Here is a 21,411-nt window from a genome sequence, read left to right on the forward strand (position 1 = left end):
GTGAGAAGTAGCAGGCGGGGGTGCCCGCCGGTCAGAGAGCGCCGGCCGCCGAGTCGACGACGGCGCGGGAGCCGAGTCCGAGAGCCCGGCGGAGGAACCCCGTGTCCAGCGGTGCGGGCTCGGGCAGGCCGGGGGTGGCGGCCAGCGCACCGGTACGGTCGAAGGTGTGCCGGAGCCGGCAGTAGCTGAGGAATCCGGTCAGATGCGTGGCGATGAACCGCTCGGCCGGTGTCGCGTCGTCGATCTCCTCCGTGCACTCCAGTCGCAGGCCCGCATAGGCCTGCTCGAACGCGCCGATGACGTCGCCCAGTTGGGTGGGTGTGTGGTGCACGATGTGGTAGGTGTGCGCCCCGGCGCGCTCGTGCGGCGTGTCGTGTCCGATCCGGACCATCGCCGCCGTCGCGTAGTCGCTCGGCACGATGTTGAACGTCGCCGAAGGTGACGCCTTGAGCCGCAGGTGGAGCCGAGCCCCCGAAGAGCGTTCGGCAGCGGACGGAATGCTGGGGGCACCTCCGCTCGCCACTGTTTCGATCATGCGGCCCAGCAGAGCCAGCGGGTGACCGGCGGCGGTCTCCGGCAGCGGCCGGTCGCCGGCGACGACGCCCGGCCGCAGAACCACCGCCGGCCGGCCACGGCGCGCGGTCCAGGCGCGTACCAGTTGCTCCGCCTCGTACTTGGAAGCGTCGTAGTGCGTCACGAAGCCGTGGGCGTCGGTGAGGTCGTCCTCCCGTACCAGGCCGGCTGGCCGGTTCCCGGCAACCGCCATGGTGCTCACGTGTACCAGACGGCAGTCGGGCCGCGTCCTGTCGGCGAAGGCGAGTACCTGGGCCGTGCCGTGGGCGTTCACCAGGAAGAGCCGCTCCCTCTCCCCGGCCAGCGCGATGTCGCCGGCGCAGTGCCAGACGGCATCGACCTGTTCCGCCAGCCGCGCGTGCGTCCCCGGCGACAGCCCCAGCCACGGCAGGGTCACGTCGCCCTTGACGCACTGCAGACGCCGCAGGGCGTCTGCGTCCGTTCCGCCGTGCAGGCTGACCGCGGCCACCACGCGCCGCCGCACGTCGGCGAGGTCGCCGCGTCCCAGCGCGATGACACGCTGATTGCGCGTGGTGAGCAGGGCATGGGCGAGACGGGAACCGACGAATCCCGTGGCACCCGTAATCAGGATGGTCACGGCCTCAGCATGGACGAATGAGCCTGAAAGATCAAAACGCTTAGTAGTCGGATGATCGCATGGTGTGACAAGTGGAGGGGGTTCGGGGAGTCGCACCGAGAGGCCCTGCCGTGGAGAGAGTGCACGAGTCCGTCGGATGAACGGCCCTGCGCACACTCGGTGGTGGCGGAGCGGTGCGCGATCTGCCGTCTGTCAGGTCACGTCAGGTGCAGCTCCGCCCAGACCGTCTTGCCCGGCGCGCCCGCGCGCGGGGCGACCGCCCAGCGGGTCGCCAGCCCCGCGACGATCAGCAGACCCCGGCCGGACTCCGCGTCGCCGGGCGGCTCCCGGTCGGAGAGCACCGGGACGCGTTCGGTCCGCGTGTCGGTGACCTCGACGCGCAGGCCGGCGGCGCCCTGGGTGAGCCGGACGCGGAAGTCCCGCCCGGCGACGTGCCCATGCCGTACGGCGTTGGCGGTCAGCTCCGCGGTGATCAGCGTCAGGGTGTCGTTGACCCGGCTGCCGTAGGGGTGCCCCCACGCGTCGAGGCGGTGGGAGACCAGCCTGCGGGCGAGGCGCGCGCCGCGCGGGGAGGAGGTGAAGGCCATCGCGAACTCGTGGAGGGGGCTTGCGGTCCCGGCCTCGGTCTCGGTCTCGGACTCGGTCTCGGACTCGGACTCGGACTCGACCTCGGTCCTGGTCTCGGACTCGGTCCTGGTCTTGGAGGCGCCCATGGACTCGGCATCGCCTTCGGCCTCGGACTCGTCGGGTCGTCGTGTGGGGGAAGTTCGGCTGTTCACGTGGTCCACGCTGTCGGTGCCGTCCTAGCGTGAACAGGCACGACGCGCACACGGGAAGTCGCTGTAGGTGTGTGGTACGCGGGTGTAGGCGGCACGGAGCGTGACGGCCGGTGCGGGGGCGCGTTGGCCGGGGGAGGTGGTACGGGGATGAGCGAAGCGACGGGGCTGGTGGGCGGGGCGACCGGCAGCGGCGATGGTGGCGGTGGCGCTGGCGGTGACGAGTGGCGGGCGGAACCGGAAGCGGGTTCCGGAGTCCTACGGGTCTTCGGGCGGCAGTTGAAGCGGTTCCGGTTGCGGGCGGGCTTGGAGCGGCCCGAGTTCGGCTCGCTGACGGGGTACTCGGTCTCGACCATCGCCGCGTACGAGCAGGGGCGGCGGGTGCCGCCGCCGAGGTTCATCGACCGGGCGGACGAGGTGCTGGACGCGGGCGGGGTCCTCCAGGAGATGAAGGAGGAGGTGGCCCGGGCGCAGTATCCGGCGTTCTTCCGGGACGCGGCGCGGTTGGAGGGGGAGGCGGTCGAATTGCACGTGTACGCCAACCAAGGAGTGCCGGGGCTGTTGCAGACGGAGGAGTACGCACGGGCGGTGTTCGGGATGTGGAGGCCGCTGCTGGACGAAGAGACGATCGCCCAGCGCGTGACGGCTCGACTCGCTCGCCAGGACATCTTCGCCCGTAGGCCGATGCCCACCATCAGCTTCGTCATCGAGGAGGTGACGCTGCGGCGCCCGCTGGGAGGCGAGAGCGTCTTGCGTGGGCAGTTGGAGCAGGTACTTCTTGTGGGGCAGCAGCGCAACGTTGAGTTGCAAGTGATGCCGACCCAGCGTGAGGAGCATGCAGCGCTCGGCGGGCCGTTCACCTTGATCGAGACGCGGGAAGGGCGCAGGATCGCATACGTGGAAGCACACAAGGAGAGCCGCCTTCACACGGAGCGCGGCTCAGTGCGTGAGTTCGAGGAGCAGTATGGAGTCCTGCGCGCGCAAGGACTCACTCCACGGGAATCGCTTGCCTTCGTTGAGAAGCTGCTGGGAGAGAGATGACCATGAAGCCTGACCCATCCGATCCTGGTCTTACGTGGTTCAAGAGCAGCTACAGCAGCGGGGCGGGCGGCGAGTGCGTAGAGGTCGCCGCCCGCCACGAGGCCGTCCACGTTCGTGACTCCAAGGACACAACGCGTATGGGGCTCACGGTCGATGGAGCTGCGTGGGCCGCGTTCGTGAACTTCGCGGCACGGTAGTTGATGAGGTTGCCCCCTGGCGATGGTCAGGGGGCACGCCTGTGCCACGCCACTACGTGATCATTCGCCGAGCACCGGTGCGGCGCCCTCGCCCAGTGCGGCGATTTCGGCGGTGGAGGCGTTGCCGCCGGAGCAGACCACGGCGACGCGCTGTCCGGTGAACTCCTGCGGCCTGGCCAGTACGGCCGCCAGGGCGGCGGCTCCGGCACCTTCGGCGAGGGTGTGCGCATGGCTGGCGAGCAGCCGCTGCGCCGCGGCGATCTGCGTGTCGGAGACGAGGTGGAAGTCGGCGAGTCCGGAGCGCATGACGTGCTGGGGCAGTGTGAAGCCCCGTCCGGTGGCCAGGCCCTCCACGGTGGTGCGGTTGGGGCGCCGGACGCAGACGCCGTCCCGCCACGAGTCGTGCGCCGCAGGTGCCGCGGACGACTGCACCGCGATCACCCGGCAGTTCGGGGCGAGCTCCGCGGCGACCAGGCAGGCCGCGGCGGCTCCGGTGCCGGAGCCGACGGGCACCACCACCGCGTCGAGGTCGGGCCGGGCCTCGAAGATCTCCAGGTACAGGGTGCCGACGCCGGCCAGCAGGGCCGGGGTGTCGCCGGGGCTGACCAGGTGCCGGTCGCCGTCGGCCGCCAGTTTCTCGGCCCACTCCTGTGCGGCGCCCATGTCCGGACCGTGCAGTACCACGTCGGCGCCGAGCGCCCGTGCCGCCCGTGCCTTCGCCTCGGGGACCGTCTCCGGCATCACCACCGTGCAGGAGGCGCCGAAGGCGGCGCAGGCGTAGGCCAGCGACTGCGCGTGGTTTCCGGTGGAGTAGGTGACCAGGCCGCGGGCGCGCTGCGCCGGCGTCAGGCCGGACAGCAGGGTGAGCCCGCCGCGCACCTTGAACGCTCCGACGGGCTGGACGTTCTCGTGTTTGACGTGGACGGTCGCACCGGTCACCGCGTCGAGCACGGGGTACGACCACATCGGCGTGGCGGGCAGGTACCCGGCCAGGAGTTCCCGGGCGGCGAGGATGTCGGCGAAGGCAGGAGGCTGTGGCATGCGGCCATCGTCCTGGCCGACCGATCCATCGGTCCAATGCCAGTTCTCTCGGACACCTATCGATCTCATTGATAGATTGTCTCCATGCTCGACGTCACCCGCCTGCGCGTGCTCGCTGCGGTCAACCGCCACGGCTCGGTCACCGCCGCCGCCCGCGCCCTGCGCTACGCGCAGCCGTCGGTCAGCCACCATCTGGCCAGGCTGGAGGCCGAGACGGGCACCCGGCTCGTCCAGCGCGTGGGGCGCGGCGTCCGGCTGACCGATGCGGGCCGGATGCTGGCCGAGCGAGCCGAGGAGATCCTGGGGCGCCTGGAGGCGGCCGAGGAGGAGCTCGCCGCCCACGCCGGACTGCACGCCGGACGAGTGCGCCTGGCCGCGTTCCCCTCGGCCCTCGGCACCTTCGTCCCGCGCGCCGCGGCCGCGTTCACCGCCGCCCACCCCGGCGTCGAACTGCGCTTCACCGAGGCCGAACCGCCCGACGCGGCGCGGCTGCTGCGCTCGGGCGAGGTCGACATCGCCCTGCTGTTCGGCTACTCCGACACACCACCCGCCGACGACGACGGGCTGCGCCGAACGCCCCTGCTCACCGAGCCCATCTACCTGGTGACGCCGGGCGGCCTCGCGGGCGACCGACTGGCCGACCACGCCACGCGACGGTGGATCAGCGGGTGCGAACGCTGCCGCACCCACCTGCTGCGCTCCTGCCAGGCCGCCGGCTTCACCCCCGACATCGCGTTCACCACCGACGACTACGTCGCCGTCCAGGCCCTCGTCGCCGCCGGACTGGGTGTCACCACACTGCCCGGCCTGGCCTTGGCGGCCCAGCGCAACCCCGCCGTCAGGACGGCACGTCTGCCGGGCCAGGAGAGGGCGATCAGCGCAGCCGTCCACGGCGAACCGCCGGACCCGCCGGCCGTCGCAGCCCTGCTCGACCACCTCGCGGACGCCACGGCGGCCCCGCTGCCTCCGCCCTGAGAGGTCGCCGGGCCGGGGCTCTGCCCGGCACGGCATTCCGGCCGCCCGCCTGGTGTGCGGTGCGATCCATGCGGTCGGCGCGACCGGGCCACGGCAACCGGCGGCCCTGGGAGTCATGGGTGGTGGTGGGATGAGCGCGCCGGGCCCGGGCCGTCGTACGCACGAGTCGAGCGGGCCGCCGGACGGCTCTTCGCCAACAGCCGCTCGCCAACGGCCCTTCGATAGGTGGTCATCGCCAACAGCCGTTCACCCAGGGCTGTTTGCGAAGAACTCGTTGCGAAGGTCTCTTTGCGAAGAGTTCTTTGCGGTCTATCGTGTGCCGTGTGACTGATGCGAGGGAGAGAGCCGACGGCTCCACCGAAGAGAACTCGGTAGCCCTGGACGCCAAAGGGCTGCGTGCCCTGGCGCATCCGCTGCGCGTGCAGCTGGTCGGATTGCTGCGGAAGTACGGCCCGTCGACGGCCACCCGCCTCGCCGAGCGACTGGGCGTGAACTCCGGTACGGCCAGCTACCACCTGCGCCAGCTGGGTACGGCCGGCTTCGTCGAGGAGGACGCGGAACGCGGCAACGCGCGGGAGCGCTGGTGGCGTTCGGTCCACCAGACGACGGAGCTCAACGACCGCGAGCTGGCCCATCGGGAGCCCGAGGCCGCGCTGGCGTTTCTGCAGTCCGTCGCGGCCACCTACACCCTGCGCACTCAGCAGACGCTCCACGAGCTGCAGACGCTGCCCGACGCGTGGCGGGACACCTTCCACATGAGCGACTGGCCGCTGCGGCTCACCCCTGAGGAAGCCGTCTCCCTGCGGCAGGAGCTGAGGGCCGTCATCGCCCGCTACCGGAGGGACACCCCGGACGCGGCGGCCGGTGCCCCGAAGGGCGCCGAGCGGTTCGGAGTCATCACGCTCATCCTGCCCGAGCTGGACTCGCCCGCCACGCCCGAGGAGCACAGCGGCCCCGATGCGGGAACGGAGGCGCCATGACCGAGGATGCCCCGGACGCCGGCGGCATATCCGGCAAGCGGTCCTTACGGCCGCTGGCCGGGGTACTGGCCGCCATGGGTGTGTCGCTGACCGGTACGCGGATCTCGGCCGTGGCGCTGCCCTGGTTCGTGCTCGTCACCACCGGCAGCGCCACCCAGACCGGGCTGGTCGCCTTCTGCGAGATGGCTCCCTATGTCGTGGTCAAGGCGCTCGCCGGGCCCCTGGTGGACCGTGCCGGCCCGCGAACCGTCTCCTGGACCGCGGACACGGCCAGTGCCGTCGCCGCCGCAGTGATCCCCCTCCTCCATGCCCTGCACCTGCTGTCCTTTCCGCTTCTGCTGGCCCTGGTCGCGGTGATCGGCGCGGCACGCGGCCCAGGCGATCTGGCCAAGCAGGTCATGGTGCCGGAAGCCGCCGAGCGCGGCGGAGTACCGCTGGAGCGGGTCACCGGTCTGTCCGGCGTGGTCGAGCGCCTCGCCTCCACCCTCGGTCCGGTGGCCGGCGGCTCCCTGGTGGCGCTGCTCGGCCCCCTGACCGGGCTTGCCCTCAACGCGGTCTGCTTCGCTGCCGGATCGGTCATCGTCGGGCTGGCGCTCCCGCGCCGTACCGGGCACCTGAGCGGGGCAGACTCGGCACCGGCCGACGGAGCGTCACCGGGCTACTGGCGGCGGTTCGGCGAAGGTCTCGCCTTCCTCCGCGGTGATTCCCTGCTGCTCACCGTCGTCGTCACGGTGGGGATCACCAATCTGCTGGACGCGGCGATCAGCACGGTGCTCATCCCCGTCTGGGCAAGGGAGTCCGGCCACGGGCCGGCCGCTATCGGCCTGACCGGTGGCGTGATGGGAGCCGCGGCGGTCGCCGGGAGTCTGATCGCCGCCGCAGCGGCCCACAGACTCCGGCGCAGGACGGTCGTCCTCACCGGATTCCTTCTCGTCGGGGCGCCGAGATTCCTGGTCCTCGCCTCGGGCGCCCCGCTGGAGGTGGTACTGGCGGTCTTCGCCGTGAGCGGCTTCGGTGGCGGCTTCGTCAACCCCGTGCTGGGAGCCGCTCTCATCGAGCGGGTACCGCGCCGACTGCTGGGCCGGGTCAACGCCCTCGGTGGCTCGCTGTCCTGGGCCGGTATCCCGCTCGGCGGACTGCTCGCCGGGGCGACGGTGGCCGCTGCCGGACTCGTGCCGGTGCTGCTCGCCTGCGGGGCGGCGTACTTCCTCACCACGAATCTGGCCGGACTTCGGCCGGAGTGGCGCGAGATGGACGGTAAGGGCGGGCGGGGCGCCCGGCAGCCGCATGGCGGGAAGGGTGCCTCGCATGGCGGGGAGGGCGCCTCTCAGGGCACGGAGGACGCCTCGCATGCCAGCGAGGATGCCTCGCGCGGCACGGAGGACGCCTCGCACGGCAGTGCGACCGCGGCGACATGAAGTCTGCCGGGGGAGGGGGACCGGCCGCCCGCTCCCGCCCACCGCCCCTGCTGAACCACCTGGTGGCGGGCGGCGGGCCGGCTCCCGGCGCAGGATCGCGCCGGCCGAGCGCCGGTGCCCGCGCCGGGCACCCACTAGAATCGGGCCCTGCCTCAGGGCTGTTGCGTTATCCCGGTGGGCACACGATGCCGGCCACGGCACTTCGCTGCGGCGCCGAATCATCCGTGTACGTCCCGTACGAGGAGGACTCCCGGCCCCGCGAGCTGTCCCCTCGGCCCCGGCTCTTCGGGTCCGGGAAGGCCCCGGGGCGTCCGACGCCGCGCGCCGATCCTCCGGGATGCCGGGACCCCCCTTGGCAGCGAGAACCGTCCACCGTCGTGAGTTATGAGGTCGCGTTGCTTCCCTACACCGGCTCCGGTCCGTACTGCTTCTCCAACTCCCTCGCCATGACGCTTGGTGAGGGCGCGCCGCCGTCGCCGTTCCTCGAGGTGCTGACCGGGTCGCCCTTTGGCTTCCAACTGCTCTTGGGCGAGGTGCCGTTGTTCGATCCGTTCGGCTGGGACCCGGAAGCCGGCCTGGACGCGGCGATCGAACTGCTCGGCTACACCTGCGAGCGCAGTGACGGCGACGACGCCGGCGAAGCGCTGCTGAGGCTGAGTGCGGCGACGGCGCGGGGACCGGTGCTGGTCGGACCGCTGGACATGGGGCTGCTGCTGCACCAGCCGGGCAGCGGCAGTGCCACGGGGGCGGACCACTACGTGGTCGTGGTGGCGGTGGACGGCGGCACGGTGGTCTTCCACGACCCGCACGGTCACCCGTACGCGACGCTGCCGACGGCGGAGTTCCTCCGGGCCTGGAGCGCCGAGGAGGTCGCCTACATCGAGCGGGGCTTCGTGCTGCGCACGTCGTTCGTGCGCCGCCGCGAGGTGACGGTGGACGAGGCGCTGCGCGCGTCGCTGCCCGGCGCGGTGGCCTGGCTCGGCGTCCGCGGCGATCGTGACGTTCCCCCCGGCTCGCTGCCCAACGCGCAGGGTCTGGAGCGGCTCGCGCAGCAGATCGAAGAGGGTGAACTCAGCCCGGAAATCCGGGAGATGATGGAGAAGTTCTCGGTGCGGGTGGGCGCCCGGCGACTGTCCGACGCCGCCGTGGCCCTGGCCGGCTCCGGATTCCCGGAACCGGCCAGGTTGCTGCGCGCGCAGGCCAGGCTCCTGGGCAGCCTGCAGTACCCGCTGGTGACCGGGGACGACGCGGCGCTGGTGACCGGTCTGCGGCGGCTCGCACCGACGTACGGCGAACTGCACGGCGCGCTGGCCGAGGCGGTTCGGTAGGTCCGCGGTCTGCCCCCGGCCCTCGCACCGGGGGCGGGCCCGTGCCCCGCCGCGTGGGCCGACCGCGCGATGAACGGGGCGCCCGACGCGCGGCCGCGCCCGCACGGCGTCGCGGTGCCGCTCCCCTCGGACTGCCGGGGCGGCCGCCTCGCCCGCTGCCCGCGCCGATCGGCCGGATCAGCGCGCTCGGTCGTAGACCAGGGCGATCTCGCCCAGATCGCCGGTCTCCTGATGGGCGAGCCTCCATGCCGAGCTCGGCAGGCCGTCGTCGAACAGCCGCCGCCCGCCCCCGACGATCTCGGGGAGGACCATGAGATACAGCCGGTCCAGCAGGTCCGCCGAGAGAAGCGCCTTGATGACGCTGACGCTGCTGTTGACGAGGATGTCGCCCGCGCCGGTGGACTTGAGGCCGGCGACGACGTCCGCAGCGGGAGCGTTCACCACGCGGCTGTGTTCCCACGGTGCCTCGGCCAGGGTGGTCGAGAGGACCACCTTCTCCGTCTCGACCAGCCACTTCGCATATCCACGATCACGCGGATCGGCGCTCTCGTCCGCGGCGACCGACGGCCAGTACCCCAGGAATCCCTCGGCGTTGACCCGGCCGAGCAGCGCCGTCGTCGCGCCCTCCCAGATGCGGGTGAGGTGGTTGCGCGCGACCTCGGTGGTCACGTACGGGGCGAACGCGCGGAAATCGCCGGCCCCGTCGGGGCCGTGGTAACGCCCGTCGAGGCTGAGAGCCAGGTTTGCGGTCACCCTGCGGTCGCCGGCTGAGTGGGTCACTGCGCGCTCCTTGTGTCGGTGCTGTCGGTGCTGTCGGTGCTGTCGGTGCCATGCGGGTCTGCGGCGAGGGCCGCCACGAGTTTGTCGAGGCTCTGGCCGAAGCCGATCTCGATGCCCGCGATGAAGTCGGCGGAGTCGACCGTGCTGTCGGCGATCCGCCAGTGGACGTCGAGGTCCGTGCCGGCAGCGGTGGGCCTCAGGATCTCGGAGTCCTCCGGGCGCGTCGGGATCGGTCGGGCCGGTCGTGCCCGAACGCGCGCTCAGCAGGCCGCGGCGCCGAACCACCGGGGAAGCCGGTCGAGCAGCTCCCGCTGATCGTCACCGGCCCACGCCACATGGCCGTCCGGCCGCAGCAACACCGCGGGCGCGTCCAGTTCCTCGCTGGTGTCGGCGACGCGGTCGACTCGATCCGCCCAGCCCGCCACCGAGAGCCGGCCGGTCTGGTCGAGCAGCAGCCCGCGGCCGCCGTGCATCAGCTCGTAGAGGCGGCCCCGCTTCAGCCCCACGTCCCGCAGCCGTCGGCCGAGCAGTTCATGCCCCTCGCCGAGGTCGTAGCGGACGCCGATCGCAGTGATCTTCTCCATCAGGTACCGGTTCACCTCCTCGAAGGCCATCAGTTCCGACACCAGCCGGCGCACTGCTCGGGGTCCCGGCTCGACGGACATCAGCTCCATCTGCGCGCGGGTGTTGTCCAGTACCTCGGCGGCCACCGGGTGCCGTTCGGTGTGGTAGCTGTCCAGCAGTCCCTCCGGCGCCCAGCCGTTGACCTCGGCGGCCAGCTTCCAGCCGAGGTTGAACGCGTCCTGGATGCCGAGGTTGAGCCCCTGCCCGCCGGCCGGCGGGTGGATGTGCGCCGCGTCGCCGGCCAGCAGCACCCGGCCGGTCCGGTAGCGCTCGGCCAGCCGGGTGGCGTCGCCGAAGCGGGAGAGCCAGCGGGGCGAGTGCACGCCGAAGTCGGTGCCGGCGAGCTTCCGCAGCTGCCGCTTCAGCTCGTCCAGAGTCGGCGGGACCGTGCGGTCCTCGGCCACCCCTTCGGCGGGCGCGACGACGCGGTACACCCCGTCCCCGAGGGGCATGGCGCCGAACCGCTTGTGGGTCTTGCGCACTTCGGCCGTCACGGTGTGCAGCACGTCCGGCGGTGCGGTCACCTCCACCTCGCCCAGCAGCGTCTCGACCCTGGAGGGCTCGCCGGGGAAGCCGACGCCGAGCAGCCTGCGCACCGTGCTGCGGCCGCCGTCACAACCGACGAGGTAGCGAGAGCGCAGTCGCGTGCCGTCGGCGAGCCCGGCGGTCACCCCGTGCTCGTCCTGGCTCAGCCCGACGAGTTCGCGGCCGCGCCGGATCTCGGCGCCCATCTCGGCGGCGTGCTCGGCGAGCAGGCGATCGGTGATGGTCTGCGGGATGCCGAGGGTGTACGGATGCGCGGTGTCCAGCCGGTCCGGCGCCGGCTTGGCGATGCCGGCGAAGAAGCCGCCGGCCGGGTACCGCGTCCCGAGCGCGAGGAACCGCTCCAGCAGACCCCGCTGGTCCATCACCTCGACGCTGCGCGCGTGCAGGCCGAGCGAGCGCACGATCCTGGTCGGCTCCGCGTCCCTCTCCAGCACGAGCACGTGCACGCCGTGCAGTCGCAGCTCGCCGGCCAGCATCAAGCCGGTCGGTCCGCCGCCGGCAACGATCACATCGATCATGAATCCCCCTTCGGTACGGGTTCTGTGCGGCCGGCTCTCCGCGCAGTGCGGCGGGGCGCGCGTCCGGACCTCCGCGCCGCGCGGCCGGCTCTCCGCGCCCCGTGCCCGCGACCACACCACGGGTCCCACCGGCGGTTTCCCGTCCCGCGGCACCCGAAGCGGACGGGGGTGCATGTACACGGACAGGGGTGCATGTACGTCGCTAATCCCTGATTTCCCCCAAGTTCCGGCCTGGGTCGACGATTCTGCGCCACGACCCGGGCCTTGCCGCAAGGCCCCGCCTCCGCTATAAGTTGAGAGTGGCAAGGAGTGGGTGACCTCCTTGCCTTTGCTTTTGCCGTCCGCCGGGGTACGGGCCAGCCCCCCCGCCCCGGAGCCCGCGGCACGCGGTCGGCAGCCGATGCGCAGCCCGTTCCGGCCATCCGTCCCGGCGCCCCGAGATCCCCGGCGCCCCGAGATCTACGGGGCCCCAGGACCCCCGAAGTGTCTGGCGCCCCTGGGCCCTTGGTGTCCTCCCGGGCCGGGGCCGTGGACTCCCGTGCGCGGTGGGGTGCTTGTGCGTTCCCCATGGTCATCGTCCGGGAGTGGGAGGGTGCCGCGGGGCGTGACCGCGCTGGGTGTGGCCGCGCTGGGCGTGACCGCGCTGGGTGTGGCCGCGTGGGGATGTCAGCGGAACGCAGCCGGGCGAGGGCCCGCCTCCCGCCGAGCGGCGACCGGCGACCGGCGAGCGGTGCTCACGCCGACCGGCGCCGGCGAGCGCCGACCGCCGACCGCCGACCGCCGACCGCCGACCGGCGAGGGGCGACCGCCGAGCGCCGAGCGGTGCTCACGGCCGACCGGCGCCGGCCGCCGGGCGAGGCCGCGGCTCCGGCCGCAATTCGGCCGGACCGTGACCTTCCCAATTTCTGATACCGGTTCTACTTTGCAGCCCATGTTGATGACGTGGACACGTCGAGTCATGACGGCCCTCGCCGTCGTGGCCGCGCTCCTGCTGGGCACCGCGTCGGCGGCGCCGGCCCACGAGGAGCGCGAGGTCACCTTCCCCGACGGCACCGGCAGCGTCCCCGAGTACCGCAGCGGCCCACCGGACCTGCTGGTCTGCAAGACCGACGCAGGCGACTTCCAGCGGCGTGTCGCCCGCTTCCCCGAGGCGCTGCGCGCACACAACCTCCGGCTCCACGAGCGCTGCGTCCGGGACGGCTACCGCCATCTCCAGCAGGCGGTGGACGCCGTGGACCGGCCGGGAATGACCATCGCCGTGCTGCCCGGGCGCTACGAGGAGGAACCCTCGCAGCCCGAGCCGACGGGGGCCTGCGCCCGCCTGAAGGCCCCCCGGGCCGCCCAGGGCTACCAGGTGCTGTCCTACGCGCAGCAGCAGCAGTGCCCGCACAACCAGAACCTGGTGGCGATCCTCGGAAAGCGGGACCTGCAGATCGAGGGCACCGGGGCCGGGCCGCTCGACGTGGTCGTGGACGCCGGGTACCGCAAGCTCAACGCCGTCCGCGCGGACGGCTCCGACGGCGTCTACTTCCGCAACTTCACCGCCCAGCGCACGACGTTCAACGCGCTCTACGTACTGGCCGTGGACGGCTTCGTCATCGACAGGGTGCTCACCCGCTGGAACGACGAGTACGGGTTCCTCACCTTCGCGAGCGACCACGGCCTGTACCGCGACTGCGAGTCGTACGGCAACGGCGACTCGGGCATCTATCCGGGCAGCGCCTCGGACATCAACGACGGCCGCGGGTACGACGTGCCGCGCTACTCCATCGAGATCACCGGCTGCCGCAGCCACCACAACCTGCTCGGCTACTCGGGCACCGCGGGCGACTCGGTCTGGGCCCACGACAACGAGTTCGACCACAACATGGCCGGCGCGTCCATGGACAGCGTCTTCCCCGGGCACCCCGGTCTGCCGCAGAACCACGCACGGTTCGAGCGCAACCTCATCCACAGCAACAACCAGAACTACTACCGGCACGTCGTGGACGGCACGTGCGCCAAGCCCCCCGCCGAGCGCGGCTACGAACAGGGCGTGGTCTGCCCCCAGACGTCCGTACCACCCGGCACGGGCGTCATCGTCGCCGGCGGCAACTGGAACGTCTTCGAGGGCAACTGGGTCTACGGGCACCAGCGCGTCGGTTTCCACCTCAACGCGGTTCCGGCCTTCATCCGCGGCGAGGAGTCCTGGTCCCGGCAGACCGACACCTCCCACCACAACCGCTTCCACGCCAACAAGCTCGGCACCGACCGGGACGGCGCGGCGGCCCCCAACCGCGCCGACGTCTGGTGGGACGGCCAGGGCGAGGGCAACTGCTGGCAGGACGCCGCGTCCGGCAGCAGCCCGCGCGCCCTGCCGGTGTGCGGTGACGAGCCGGGCGCGGTGTCCGGCGGGTCTCACCGGATCCTCGGCGAGCCGGTCAAACTCGCGCAGCTGATGGTCTGCTCCGACTACAGCGTCGGGGCGCGGCGGCTTCCCGCGGGCTGCGACTGGTACGGGGCACGCGGCATCGAGCGCATCGAAGTGCAGACCGCCCTCGCCGTCGCCGCCGCGCTCGCGCTGGTCGGCGGCCTGCTGTGGTGGCGCACACTGCGCGGGAACCGCCGGGCCGCCATCGCCACCGCGCTCGGTGCGGCCGGACTGGTCCTCGACGTCGCCGGCGAGACGCTCTCCCTCTCCACCACGCTGGTCCCGGCGCTCGCCCTGCTGCTCCTGGGGATCTGGTGGACCGTCACCGGCCTCGCCCTGCGCGCCGGCAGCCCCGCCTTCGGCTGGACGACGGTGGCGCTGGGCCTGCTGACCCTGCTGGACGCCTTCGACCAGGCGGTCCTCATGGTCCCGTGGACGCCGCTCGGCCCGGCCTGGCTGCGCGGGCTGCTGGGTCTGGTGTGGGTCGTGTGGGCCGTGGTGGCCGCGGCCCGGCCCGTGGACGCCTCCCGGGCCGCCGCGGCGGGCGGCCCGGGCGAAGCCGGTGCGGTGCGGCCCAGGGCGGTGTCATGAGCCGGGGTCGGAGCCGCCGCACCCGGCGAACGGCCCCGGCGGTGGTCGCGGCAGCCCTGGTCCTCGGCGTGGGCTCCTGCACCGAACGCCCCACCACGCACCACGGGCCGGGCACGGGCCACGAGGTGGTCACCGGCCCCGCGGGGACGCTGCTGCCCGGCCACGGGGAGGGCTCTCACGACCGCCTGCGGCAGGTCCCGGTGCGGGACGAGGCCCCGACCGTCACCCTGACCGTCCGGCCCGACGCCGAGGACGGCTGGAACGTCCGGCTCGACGTCGGGCGCTTCCGCTTCACCCCGGACAGCGTGGGCGGCGCGGCCGTCCTGGGCACCGGTCACGCCCATCTGCTCCTGGACGGCAGGAAGATCGCCCGGGTGTACGGCAGCCGGCACCACCTGTCCGCCGAGCGGATACCTCCCGGCGGCGGGACGCTCACCGCCCGGCTGGTCGCCGACGACCACACCACATGGGCCGTGGAAGGGAGCCCCGTCCAGGACAGCGTGCGGCTGCCCGGCGCCTCGCCCGCAGCGACTCCGGAGCCCGGACCCCGGCAGACCGACCAGACCGACCAGACCGACCAGACCGACCAGACCGACCGGAACGGCCAGAGCACCCAGCCCACCCAGAGCGCCCAGGCCGTCGACATCACCATCGTCCGGGGCAGGATCAGTCCGGCGCCCGGGCGCATCGACGTGCGGAAGGGCCGGCCCCTCGACCTCCGCGTCACCAGCGACACCGACGACGAACTGCACGTCCACGGGGTGGACCGCTCCGCCGACCTCAAGGCCGGCCGCACCACCACCCTCCGCGTCGTCATGGACCGGGCGGGGCTGTTCGAGGTCGAGACGCACCGCTCGGGGCTGGTGCTGGCGCAACTCGCGGTCCGGTGAGCGGCGTGCACGTTCTCGCGCACGGTGTCGGCTCCCGGCACGACCTGCCGGTATCGGCCTTCCACGCCTACGCGGGGGCGTTCGCCGCGCTGCTGTTCTCCTTCCTGGCGCTGGGCCTGCTCTGGCCGGAGTCCCGCTTCCGCGGCGACCGGTCCGGCCACCCGCTGCCCGCGGTGCTCCAGCGCGCGGCGAACTCCCGCACCCTGCGCGGCGGTCTGCGGGCACTGGGGCTCGCCGCCGCCACCGCCGTACTGGTCCACCTGCTGGCCGGACCGGACGACCCGGAGCGGAACCCGGCGCCCGGCGCGGTCTACGTGCTGCTCTGGGTGGGCCTGGTCCCGGCCTCGATGCTCCTCGGCCCCGTGTGGCGGCTGCTCAACCCGCTGCGCACGGTGCACATGCTCGGCTGCCGTGCCCTTCGGCGGTCACCCGACGCCGACCGGCGGGAGCCGGCCCGGCGGCTCGGCCACTGGCCGGCGGCGGCCGGGCTGCTGGCCTTCACCTGGCTCGAACTCGCCTCCCCCGCGCCCGCTTCCCGCACCGCTCTGCTGGTCTTCCTGCTGTGCTACGCCGCCGTGCAACTGGCGGGTGCGGCCGTCTGCGGCCGTGCCTGGTTCGACCGGTGCGACGCGTTCGAGGTCTACTCCGCACTGCTCGCCCGGCTCGCCCCCCTGGGGCGCGGAGCCGACCGGCGGCTGGTCCTCCGCAACCCGCTGCACGGACTCGACGGCACCCCCCGGATCCCGGGCCTGGTGGCCACCGTGTGCGTGCTGCTCGGCAGCACGGCCTACGACGGCTTCTCGGACACACCGTGGTGGATCAACACGCTGCAGTCGTCACCGCTGGGCCGCACCGCGACCGCGACCGCGGGCCTGATCGGGACCGTGGGCGGCATCGCCGTCCTCTACGTCGTGTGCGCGGGCAGCGCCCGGCTGATCGCCGGGCCGGTGCCACGCCCGTTCGGGGCCTTCGCCCACTCCCTGCTGCCGATCGCCGCCGGCTACCTGGTCGCCCACTACTTCTCCCTGCTGACCACCGAGGGGCCCCGGACGGTGGTGCTCGCCATCGACGGCACCGGAACCGGCGCGCCGACCGCGCCGGACCCGCCGCTCGGGCCGGCGGGCCTGGCCACCCTCCAGGTGGCGGCGGTGGTCACCGGCCACGTCCTCGGTGTCGTCGCGGCGCACGACCGGTCGGTACGCCTGTTCCCGCCGGCTCGCGCGGTGGCGGGAGGCGTTCCGCTGCTGGTTCTCATGATCGGCTACACACTGTGCGGCATCGGGCTGCTCGTCGCATGAGGCCGCCGGCGCCACCCCGCGTCGTGCGGCCGCCCCGCCTCCGGAAGCGGTCCGTCGGCGGACGGCGACATGCGCGCGACCGTTCCGCTCCCGGCGGGCCTCGTGCGGGGCACCCGGGGAGGGATCCGTCACCGCGCGTCGCGTAGCCGGAGAAGGTACGCGGCCGTCAGCGCGACGGCACGGTCTCCGTCATGCGACAGATCCACGAGGGCACGTGACGCCGTGGCCCCCGGGATGTCCGCCAGCGCCTGGGTCAACCGTCCGCGTGCGGGCGCTCCGGTGACGTCGTGGGCGAGGCGGTCGACGAGCCTGGTCGCGATCCGATCGGCCGTCGCGGTGTCGGACGCCAGCGCGCCGAGTGCGTCGGCCGCGTCGGTGTCGTTCCTCCCCTCCACGATCATGTCGATGAGCGCCGGCACCGCATCGGCCACTCCACGTGTCCCGAGCGCCAGAGCCGCATGCCCGCGGACCGTGCCGTCGCGGTTCGCGAGGGCGCCGCGGAGCTGTGCGGTGGCCTCATCGCCGGGCATCTCGGCGAGGGCCCGAACGGCACGCTCCCGCACCGCGGCCACCGGTGAGTCGAGGCCCTCCGCGAGCAGTGCCGTGCCGCCGCCCGATCGCGCCAGCGCCCATCGGAGGGCTCCGGCGACGTTCGGCTCCGGCTCACCCAGCACAGCCTCGACCAGGGCATCCACCGGCACCGGAACCTCGTCGCCCGAGGAGAGGGCCGCGCGCTGGCGCTCTGCGGCGCTCTGGGACGCGAGTGCCCGGAGGAGCGCGACGACCTGGAGGACGTCCTCCCAGCCAACGGGTTCCGCGGCATGGATCCGGCGCAGCCGGGTGAGCAACTCGGTCTCGGCCGCGATGCGGTCGCGTGTCCGACGGATGAGGTCGTCGACGAGTGCCGAGGGCGTGAAGCCCTGATCGTCGAGCGCGCGTCCGATCTCCTGCAGCGACAGCCCCAGCGACCGCAGGCTCTCGATGTGGAAGATCCGCCGGATGTCCTCCGCGGAGTACTCCCGGTAGCCGGAGCCCGTGCGCCCCGACGGCCGCACCAGGCCAAGCGATTCGTAATGCCTGAGCATGCGGGCACTGACCCCGGACCGTCTCGACACCTCACCGATCAGCACGGTTCTCATCGTCCGTCCCCGGGGCCCCGGCGAGGGCCACGACGCGCTTGGCCTCCTCGATCGCCAACCCGAATCCGGCGTCCGGGTCGCGCAACAGCCGTTGCGTGGCGATCGCGTGCGCACGCACACGCGGGTCGGAGGCCGTCGTCGCAGCGCGCAGAGCCGGTGCGGTCACTTCCCCGAGCGCGACCAGCGCCTGGCTGAGACTCAGCTGCGTCTCCCGCTCACCGCGCCCGAGCTGCGTCGTCAGCATCGTGGCCAGGGCGGACTCCTCGCCGCCGGGAACGAGCACGACCGCGGCCCGCCAGGCGCTCCTCGCCACGTCGTCCTCGGCGTCGGACAGCAGCTCCCATGTGATCGCCGGCCACGCCCGCCGGTCCCCGATCTTGGACAGCGTGTGCAGCGCCTGGCTCCGTGCCTGCGCACGCTCCGAGCGGACCTCGCGCAGCAGCCCGGGGAGTGTCAGGGACACCGGGTGGCGGGTGAGCGCCCAGGTCAGCATGTCGCGGACGAAGAACTCCGGCTCGATCGCGCATCGTTCGACGAGCTTGTCGACGAAGCGCGGGTCAGGCTCCGTACCGACCGCCAGGGCGGCCCGCAACCGCACGGACGAGCGGCCGTCCTCCAGTGCCCGGAGCGCTCGCATCGCATCCAAGTCCCGCCTTGCCACGGTCATCGGGACCACCTCCTGGGGAAGCAGTGAAAACCTTGTCACCGTGTCAAGGTCAAGCGGTGCCGGCCGGCCGCATCACGAGTCGCCGAGAGGGTGCCCCGGGTGTACTCGGGCAGCGGCCGGTGGCGTCTGTCAGGCCTCCGCGGCCCCTCCGCGTTCGATCAGCCTGCGCTCGAGGTCGCGCAGGTCCTTGGCCAGGGAGGACCGGACCTGTCGCGCCATGACGGGCGCGGCGAGGCGGTAGTAGCCGCGGGCGTCGCCCCGGACGCGGATACGGGCGAGCGTGCCGCGCGGATGCGGGGCGAAGGTGTAGGTGACGTGCATGGCCATCGGGCCGGCGACAGACACCATGTCCAGCAGCCCGGCGGGCTCGTACGCGGCGACGCGCAGCACGTAGTCGATGCGCTTGCCGAGGAAGTACGCGGTGCGGGTCACCTCGGCGCCGACGCCGAACCCGCCCGTGTCCGCCTCCCGGGTCAGGGCCGACTCGCGGATTCCCTGGGTCCATTCGGGGTCGTTGCGCCAGTCCACGGCGTAGTCCGCCACCTGCTCGGGTGGCAGCGGAATGACCCGCTCCGCCGTTTCGTCGATCGTCATGACCGTGTCGTTTCCCGTTCTGTCATGTCGTGTCCTGTGTGCTGTGCCCTGTATGTGGTGTTCCGCGGTGCTGCGCACACTGCGTGTGCTTCCTCCCGGACGGCATGCGGTACCCGCTACTTGGGCGGCAGGCCGAGCGCGTAGCCGTGGCCCTGGTCGAGCCAGCCGTGCAGGGCGGCGTCCTCCGCGAGCGCGGACGCGGCGACCGCGACCCAGCCGTGCATGGGGCGCCCGGTGAAGTCGAAGACGCGTGCGCCGGGCCGGGACAGCGCGGCGGCGGCGCCGTCCGGACCGACGCGGACGATCAGCTCGTCCCCGATGACGCCGACCGCCATGTTGCCCCCGCACAGGAACGACAGGCCGCCGAACATGCGCTTCTCGGTGATGTGGTCCTGTGCGCCGAGGTGCTCGCGGATGCGCTGGGCGAGCCCTTCGTCGTATGCCACGGTGACCTCACAGGGTGAACAGCGGCTGCGGGGTGCCGGTCTCGGCGTACTGCTTGAGCCGGGTCATGAGCATGCCCCAGGTGTACGCCGCAGGCGGGAGGTCGGGGTCCTCGTCGGGCCACCCGGTGTGCCGGAAGAGCACGCGGGTGCCGTCCGCCGCGGGGGCGTCGGAGAGCCGCCAGGCGATGACGGTGCCGGACCAGTGCGGCGGGAAGGCGCCGACGGACGTCCAGCGGACCTCGTCCCGGTCCGCGCGGTCGCGGCGGAGCCGGAAGGGCTCGGGGGCCTCGGGGAAGTCGAAGAAGAGGATCTCGTCCTCGCGGTTCACGGCGGTGGTCCACCAGCCGGTGAGGCCGTCGTGCGAGTTGAGGGCCTCATGGACCCTGGTGCGGTCGGCAGCGATGTCGACCTGGAAGGTGATCTCGGACATGGGTCGTACTCCTTGCGGGGCCGGCCGCCGCGGGCCGGGGGGTTGCAGCGGAGAGCGCCCGGATGGAGGCGCTCGGCGGGGGCTCGGTGGGGGCTCGGTGGCGGGTGGGGCCCGGTCAGACGGTGAAGTACGGCACCGGCGTTCCGGTCTCCACGTACTCCTTCAGGCGGGTGAACATGCCGGCCCAGCCCATGGTGACCTCGCGGAACATGTCGTCGACCGCGGCGAAGCCGGTGTGGTCGAACCGTACGACCGTGCCGCCCTCCGGGTGCGCCTCCAGGGCGTAGACGATCTCCGTGCCGATCCACTGCGGCGGGCCCGCGACCACGGTCTGCGTCAGGCGCTTGCCGGGATCCGCGGTCTCGACGCGGAAGTCCCAGGTCGCCGGGGTGCTGCCGGGGAAGGACAGCCGGTGCAGGGCGCCCGCGCCCTCTCCGACCTCCGCACCGGTGGTGAACCAGCCGGCGACGCCGTCGGGGGTGGAGATCGCCCGGTAGGTGGTGTCCGGGTCGGCGTCCACCCGGATCTGAAGCGCGATGTCGGCCATGAGGAGTCCCTTCGTCGGGGTCCGGAGCGGCGCCCGGACCTTGCTTTAGTCGACACTAAAATAAGTTCGCCGCGCCCGCAAGCTGAAGTGGTGGCTAAAATGATCTGCATGGATGCGGTACGGGCGGTCGCCGAGCCCAGACGGCGCGAGATACTGCGCCTCGTCTGGGACGAGGAACTGTCGGCCGGTGAGATCGCCGACCGGTTCGACGTCACGTTCGGCGCGGTCTCCCAGCACCTCAAAGTGCTCAGGGACGCGGGTCTGGTTACGCTGCGACGGGACGGCAAGAGGCGCTTCTACCGCGCGGACCGCGAGGGCATGGGCCCGCTGGCCGACTATCTGGCGTCGATGTGGGCCGCCCGGCTCGACGCACTCGCCGAACTGGCGGAAGCGGCCGAAGCGGCGGAAGCGGCGGAGCGAGACGAGAAGTCCGAAGGGACGACCCAGTGAGCACAGGCGCAGTCACCGTGGAGCGGCGCATCGCGGCCCGCCCGGAGACGGTGTTCTCCTTCTTCACCGACCGGGACAAGTGGCTGTCCTGGATGGGCAAGGACGGCGAGTTCTCCTTCGAACCCGACGGGCCCTACCGGACGAACGTCACGGGCGGAAACGTCGCCGAGGGCCGCTTCGTCGTGGTCGACCCGCCCAAGCGCCTGGTCTTCACCTGGGGCTGGGCCCAGGGCAGCGGTATGCCCGTGCCGCCCGGTTCCACCACCGTGGAGATCACACTCGAGCCCGTCGCCGAGGGCACACGGCTGCGCCTGGTGCACAGCGGACTGCCCACTCCCGAGGCGTGCGCCGCCCACGAGGAGGGCTGGACGCACTACGTCCAGCGCCTGGCCGTACGAGCGGAGGGCGGCGACCCCGGCCCCGACTCGTGGGCGTGACCGCCCCCGCAGCGCGGCCGCCGGCATGAACGCCGCCGTCCGCCGCGTCTCCGGCTGCTGCGGACCCCGCAGACGGTGAGCGCCGTCACGGAACCGGGCCGCCGGCCGGGCATAGCG

At 72.8% G+C, this 21,411-nt stretch carries 22 protein-coding genes and 1 pseudogene; 11 read left to right on the top strand and 12 right to left on the bottom strand.

What is annotated here, in order from left to right; translation table 11 throughout:
- Nucleotides 1–31: 31 nt before the first annotated feature.
- Together DDW44_RS23855 and DDW44_RS23860 are read right to left on the bottom strand one after the other, a co-directional pair.
- Nucleotides 32–1,171: an SDR family oxidoreductase gene (locus DDW44_RS23855; RefSeq protein ID WP_108907678.1), complete on the bottom strand. Its 1,140-nt coding sequence runs from the start codon at nt 1,169–1,171 to the stop codon at nt 32–34.
- A gap of 197 nt (nt 1,172–1,368) precedes the next feature.
- Complete coding sequence (locus DDW44_RS23860) at nt 1,369–1,950, bottom strand: ATP-binding protein (RefSeq protein WP_341867080.1); 582 nt, start codon at nt 1,948–1,950, stop codon at nt 1,369–1,371.
- Nucleotides 1,951–2,097: 147 nt separating this feature from the next.
- On the opposite strand from DDW44_RS23860, the gene DDW44_RS23865 reads away from it, so the two are divergent.
- A complete protein-coding gene (locus DDW44_RS23865) occupies nt 2,098–2,988 on the top strand; it encodes a helix-turn-helix domain-containing protein (protein ID WP_108907680.1) in 891 nt (296 codons plus the stop codon).
- A complete protein-coding gene (locus DDW44_RS23870; RefSeq protein WP_108907681.1) occupies nt 2,985–3,185 on the top strand; it encodes a DUF397 domain-containing protein in 201 nt (66 codons plus the stop codon). Before DDW44_RS23865 ends, DDW44_RS23870 begins: the two co-directional genes overlap by 4 nt.
- A gap of 60 nt (nt 3,186–3,245) precedes the next feature.
- On the opposite strand, the gene DDW44_RS23875 is transcribed toward DDW44_RS23870, so the two are convergent.
- On the bottom strand, nt 3,246–4,226 hold the full coding sequence (locus tag DDW44_RS23875; protein WP_108907682.1) for a threonine ammonia-lyase: 981 nt from the start codon (nt 4,224–4,226) through the stop codon (nt 3,246–3,248).
- An 84-nt stretch (nt 4,227–4,310) separates the two neighbouring features.
- On the opposite strand from DDW44_RS23875, the gene DDW44_RS23880 reads away from it, so the two are divergent.
- The 4 genes from DDW44_RS23880 (at nt 4,311) to DDW44_RS23895 (ending at nt 8,927) form a co-directional block, all read left to right on the top strand.
- Nucleotides 4,311–5,201 (top strand): LysR family transcriptional regulator, encoded by an 891-nt coding sequence (locus DDW44_RS23880; RefSeq protein WP_018888476.1) that lies wholly within the window; start codon nt 4,311–4,313, stop codon nt 5,199–5,201.
- A gap of 323 nt (nt 5,202–5,524) precedes the next feature.
- A complete protein-coding gene (locus DDW44_RS23885) occupies nt 5,525–6,181 on the top strand; it encodes an ArsR/SmtB family transcription factor (protein ID WP_108907683.1) in 657 nt (218 codons plus the stop codon).
- Entirely contained in the window at nt 6,178–7,599 is a 1,422-nt protein-coding gene (locus tag DDW44_RS23890; RefSeq protein WP_108907684.1) for an MFS transporter, read from the top strand. Before DDW44_RS23885 ends, DDW44_RS23890 begins: the two co-directional genes overlap by 4 nt.
- Before the next feature lie 395 nt (nt 7,600–7,994).
- Nucleotides 7,995–8,927 carry a cysteine peptidase family C39 domain-containing protein gene (locus tag DDW44_RS23895; protein WP_108907685.1) on the top strand — a complete coding sequence of 311 codons (933 nt, stop codon included), beginning with the start codon at nt 7,995–7,997 and terminating at the stop codon, nt 8,925–8,927.
- Nucleotides 8,928–9,104: 177 nt separating this feature from the next.
- On the opposite strand, the gene DDW44_RS23900 is transcribed toward DDW44_RS23895, so the two are convergent.
- The 3 genes and pseudogenes from DDW44_RS23900 to rox all read right to left on the bottom strand — a co-directional run bounded on the left by DDW44_RS23900 (nt 9,105) and on the right by rox (nt 11,395).
- The gene (locus DDW44_RS23900; RefSeq protein ID WP_108907686.1) at nt 9,105–9,707 is read right to left on the bottom strand and encodes a dihydrofolate reductase family protein; all 603 of its coding nucleotides are present in this window, start codon (nt 9,705–9,707) and stop codon (nt 9,105–9,107) included.
- A pseudogene (locus tag DDW44_RS32960) lies at nt 9,704–9,907 on the bottom strand (metalloregulator ArsR/SmtB family transcription factor); the annotation flags it as partial. The pseudogene DDW44_RS32960 and the gene DDW44_RS23900, both read right to left, overlap by 4 nt.
- A 60-nt stretch (nt 9,908–9,967) precedes the next feature.
- The gene (gene rox, locus DDW44_RS23910; protein ID WP_108907687.1) at nt 9,968–11,395 is read right to left on the bottom strand and encodes a rifampin monooxygenase; all 1,428 of its coding nucleotides are present in this window, start codon (nt 11,393–11,395) and stop codon (nt 9,968–9,970) included.
- A gap of 958 nt (nt 11,396–12,353) precedes the next feature.
- Here rox and DDW44_RS23915 point away from each other — a divergent pair.
- Genes DDW44_RS23915 through DDW44_RS23925 form a run of 3 tightly spaced genes read left to right on the top strand, consistent with a single transcriptional unit; the run spans nt 12,354 to nt 16,584 of the window.
- Nucleotides 12,354–14,396, top strand: a complete 2,043-nt coding sequence (locus tag DDW44_RS23915; protein WP_108907688.1) for a right-handed parallel beta-helix repeat-containing protein — start codon at nt 12,354–12,356, stop codon at nt 14,394–14,396.
- A complete protein-coding gene (locus tag DDW44_RS23920) occupies nt 14,393–15,286 on the top strand; it encodes a cupredoxin domain-containing protein (protein WP_108908925.1) in 894 nt (297 codons plus the stop codon). The genes DDW44_RS23915 and DDW44_RS23920 overlap by 4 nt, the downstream gene beginning before the upstream one ends.
- A gap of 5 nt (nt 15,287–15,291) precedes the next feature.
- Complete coding sequence (locus DDW44_RS23925; RefSeq protein WP_108907689.1) at nt 15,292–16,584, top strand: hypothetical protein; 1,293 nt, start codon at nt 15,292–15,294, stop codon at nt 16,582–16,584.
- A gap of 128 nt (nt 16,585–16,712) precedes the next feature.
- Here DDW44_RS23925 and DDW44_RS23930 read toward each other — a convergent pair whose 3' ends face one another.
- From DDW44_RS23930 to DDW44_RS23955, 6 genes are all read right to left on the bottom strand, one after another.
- Nucleotides 16,713–17,714 (bottom strand): MerR family transcriptional regulator, encoded by a 1,002-nt coding sequence (locus DDW44_RS23930; protein ID WP_108907690.1) that lies wholly within the window; start codon nt 17,712–17,714, stop codon nt 16,713–16,715.
- Complete coding sequence (locus DDW44_RS23935; protein ID WP_108907691.1) at nt 17,701–18,390, bottom strand: HEAT repeat domain-containing protein; 690 nt, start codon at nt 18,388–18,390, stop codon at nt 17,701–17,703. Before DDW44_RS23935 ends, DDW44_RS23930 begins: the two co-directional genes overlap by 14 nt.
- 129 nt (nt 18,391–18,519) lie before the next feature.
- Nucleotides 18,520–18,984 (bottom strand): SRPBCC family protein, encoded by a 465-nt coding sequence (locus tag DDW44_RS23940; protein WP_108907692.1) that lies wholly within the window; start codon nt 18,982–18,984, stop codon nt 18,520–18,522.
- 116 nt (nt 18,985–19,100) lie between these two features.
- Entirely contained in the window at nt 19,101–19,430 is a 330-nt protein-coding gene (locus DDW44_RS23945) for a TfoX/Sxy family protein (protein WP_108907693.1), read from the bottom strand.
- Between the two features lie 7 nt (nt 19,431–19,437).
- A complete protein-coding gene (locus tag DDW44_RS23950) occupies nt 19,438–19,860 on the bottom strand; it encodes an SRPBCC family protein (RefSeq protein ID WP_017946640.1) in 423 nt (140 codons plus the stop codon).
- A 115-nt stretch (nt 19,861–19,975) separates the two neighbouring features.
- On the bottom strand, nt 19,976–20,407 hold the full coding sequence (locus tag DDW44_RS23955; RefSeq protein ID WP_108907694.1) for an SRPBCC family protein: 432 nt from the start codon (nt 20,405–20,407) through the stop codon (nt 19,976–19,978).
- 108 nt (nt 20,408–20,515) lie between these two features.
- On the opposite strand from DDW44_RS23955, the gene DDW44_RS23960 reads away from it, so the two are divergent.
- Both DDW44_RS23960 and DDW44_RS23965 read left to right on the top strand, forming a co-directional pair.
- Nucleotides 20,516–20,857 (top strand): ArsR/SmtB family transcription factor, encoded by a 342-nt coding sequence (locus tag DDW44_RS23960; protein WP_108908926.1) that lies wholly within the window; start codon nt 20,516–20,518, stop codon nt 20,855–20,857.
- On the top strand, nt 20,854–21,294 hold the full coding sequence (locus DDW44_RS23965; RefSeq protein WP_017946643.1) for an SRPBCC family protein: 441 nt from the start codon (nt 20,854–20,856) through the stop codon (nt 21,292–21,294). The genes DDW44_RS23960 and DDW44_RS23965 overlap by 4 nt, the downstream gene beginning before the upstream one ends.
- The last annotated feature ends 117 nt before the right edge of the window (nt 21,295–21,411 follow it).

Source organism: Streptomyces tirandamycinicus (assembly GCF_003097515.1).
In the GTDB taxonomy this organism is placed as follows: Bacteria; Actinomycetota; Actinomycetes; order Streptomycetales; family Streptomycetaceae; genus Streptomyces; species Streptomyces tirandamycinicus.

Excerpts from the sequence above, each read along its gene's own strand:
- DDW44_RS23865 (WP_108907680.1), top strand. The coding sequence starts at position 2,098 with ATGAGCGAAGCGACGGGGCTGGTGGGCGGGGCGACCGGCAGCGGCGAT.
- DDW44_RS23870 (WP_108907681.1), top strand. The coding sequence starts at position 2,985 with ATGACCATGAAGCCTGACCCATCCGATCCTGGTCTTACGTGGTTCAAG.
- DDW44_RS23875 (WP_108907682.1), bottom strand. The coding sequence starts at position 4,226 with ATGCCACAGCCTCCTGCCTTCGCCGACATCCTCGCCGCCCGGGAACTC.
- DDW44_RS23880 (WP_018888476.1), top strand. The coding sequence starts at position 4,311 with ATGCTCGACGTCACCCGCCTGCGCGTGCTCGCTGCGGTCAACCGCCAC.
- DDW44_RS23890 (WP_108907684.1), top strand. The coding sequence starts at position 6,178 with ATGACCGAGGATGCCCCGGACGCCGGCGGCATATCCGGCAAGCGGTCC.
- rox (WP_108907687.1), bottom strand. The coding sequence starts at position 11,395 with ATGATCGATGTGATCGTTGCCGGCGGCGGACCGACCGGCTTGATGCTG.
- DDW44_RS23915 (WP_108907688.1), top strand. The coding sequence starts at position 12,354 with ATGACGGCCCTCGCCGTCGTGGCCGCGCTCCTGCTGGGCACCGCGTCG.
- DDW44_RS23920 (WP_108908925.1), top strand. The coding sequence starts at position 14,393 with ATGAGCCGGGGTCGGAGCCGCCGCACCCGGCGAACGGCCCCGGCGGTG.
- DDW44_RS23935 (WP_108907691.1), bottom strand. The coding sequence starts at position 18,390 with ATGACCGTGGCAAGGCGGGACTTGGATGCGATGCGAGCGCTCCGGGCA.
- DDW44_RS23940 (WP_108907692.1), bottom strand. The coding sequence starts at position 18,984 with ATGACGATCGACGAAACGGCGGAGCGGGTCATTCCGCTGCCACCCGAG.
- DDW44_RS23950 (WP_017946640.1), bottom strand. The coding sequence starts at position 19,860 with ATGTCCGAGATCACCTTCCAGGTCGACATCGCTGCCGACCGCACCAGG.
- DDW44_RS23955 (WP_108907694.1), bottom strand. The coding sequence starts at position 20,407 with ATGGCCGACATCGCGCTTCAGATCCGGGTGGACGCCGACCCGGACACC.
- DDW44_RS23960 (WP_108908926.1), top strand. The coding sequence starts at position 20,516 with ATGGATGCGGTACGGGCGGTCGCCGAGCCCAGACGGCGCGAGATACTG.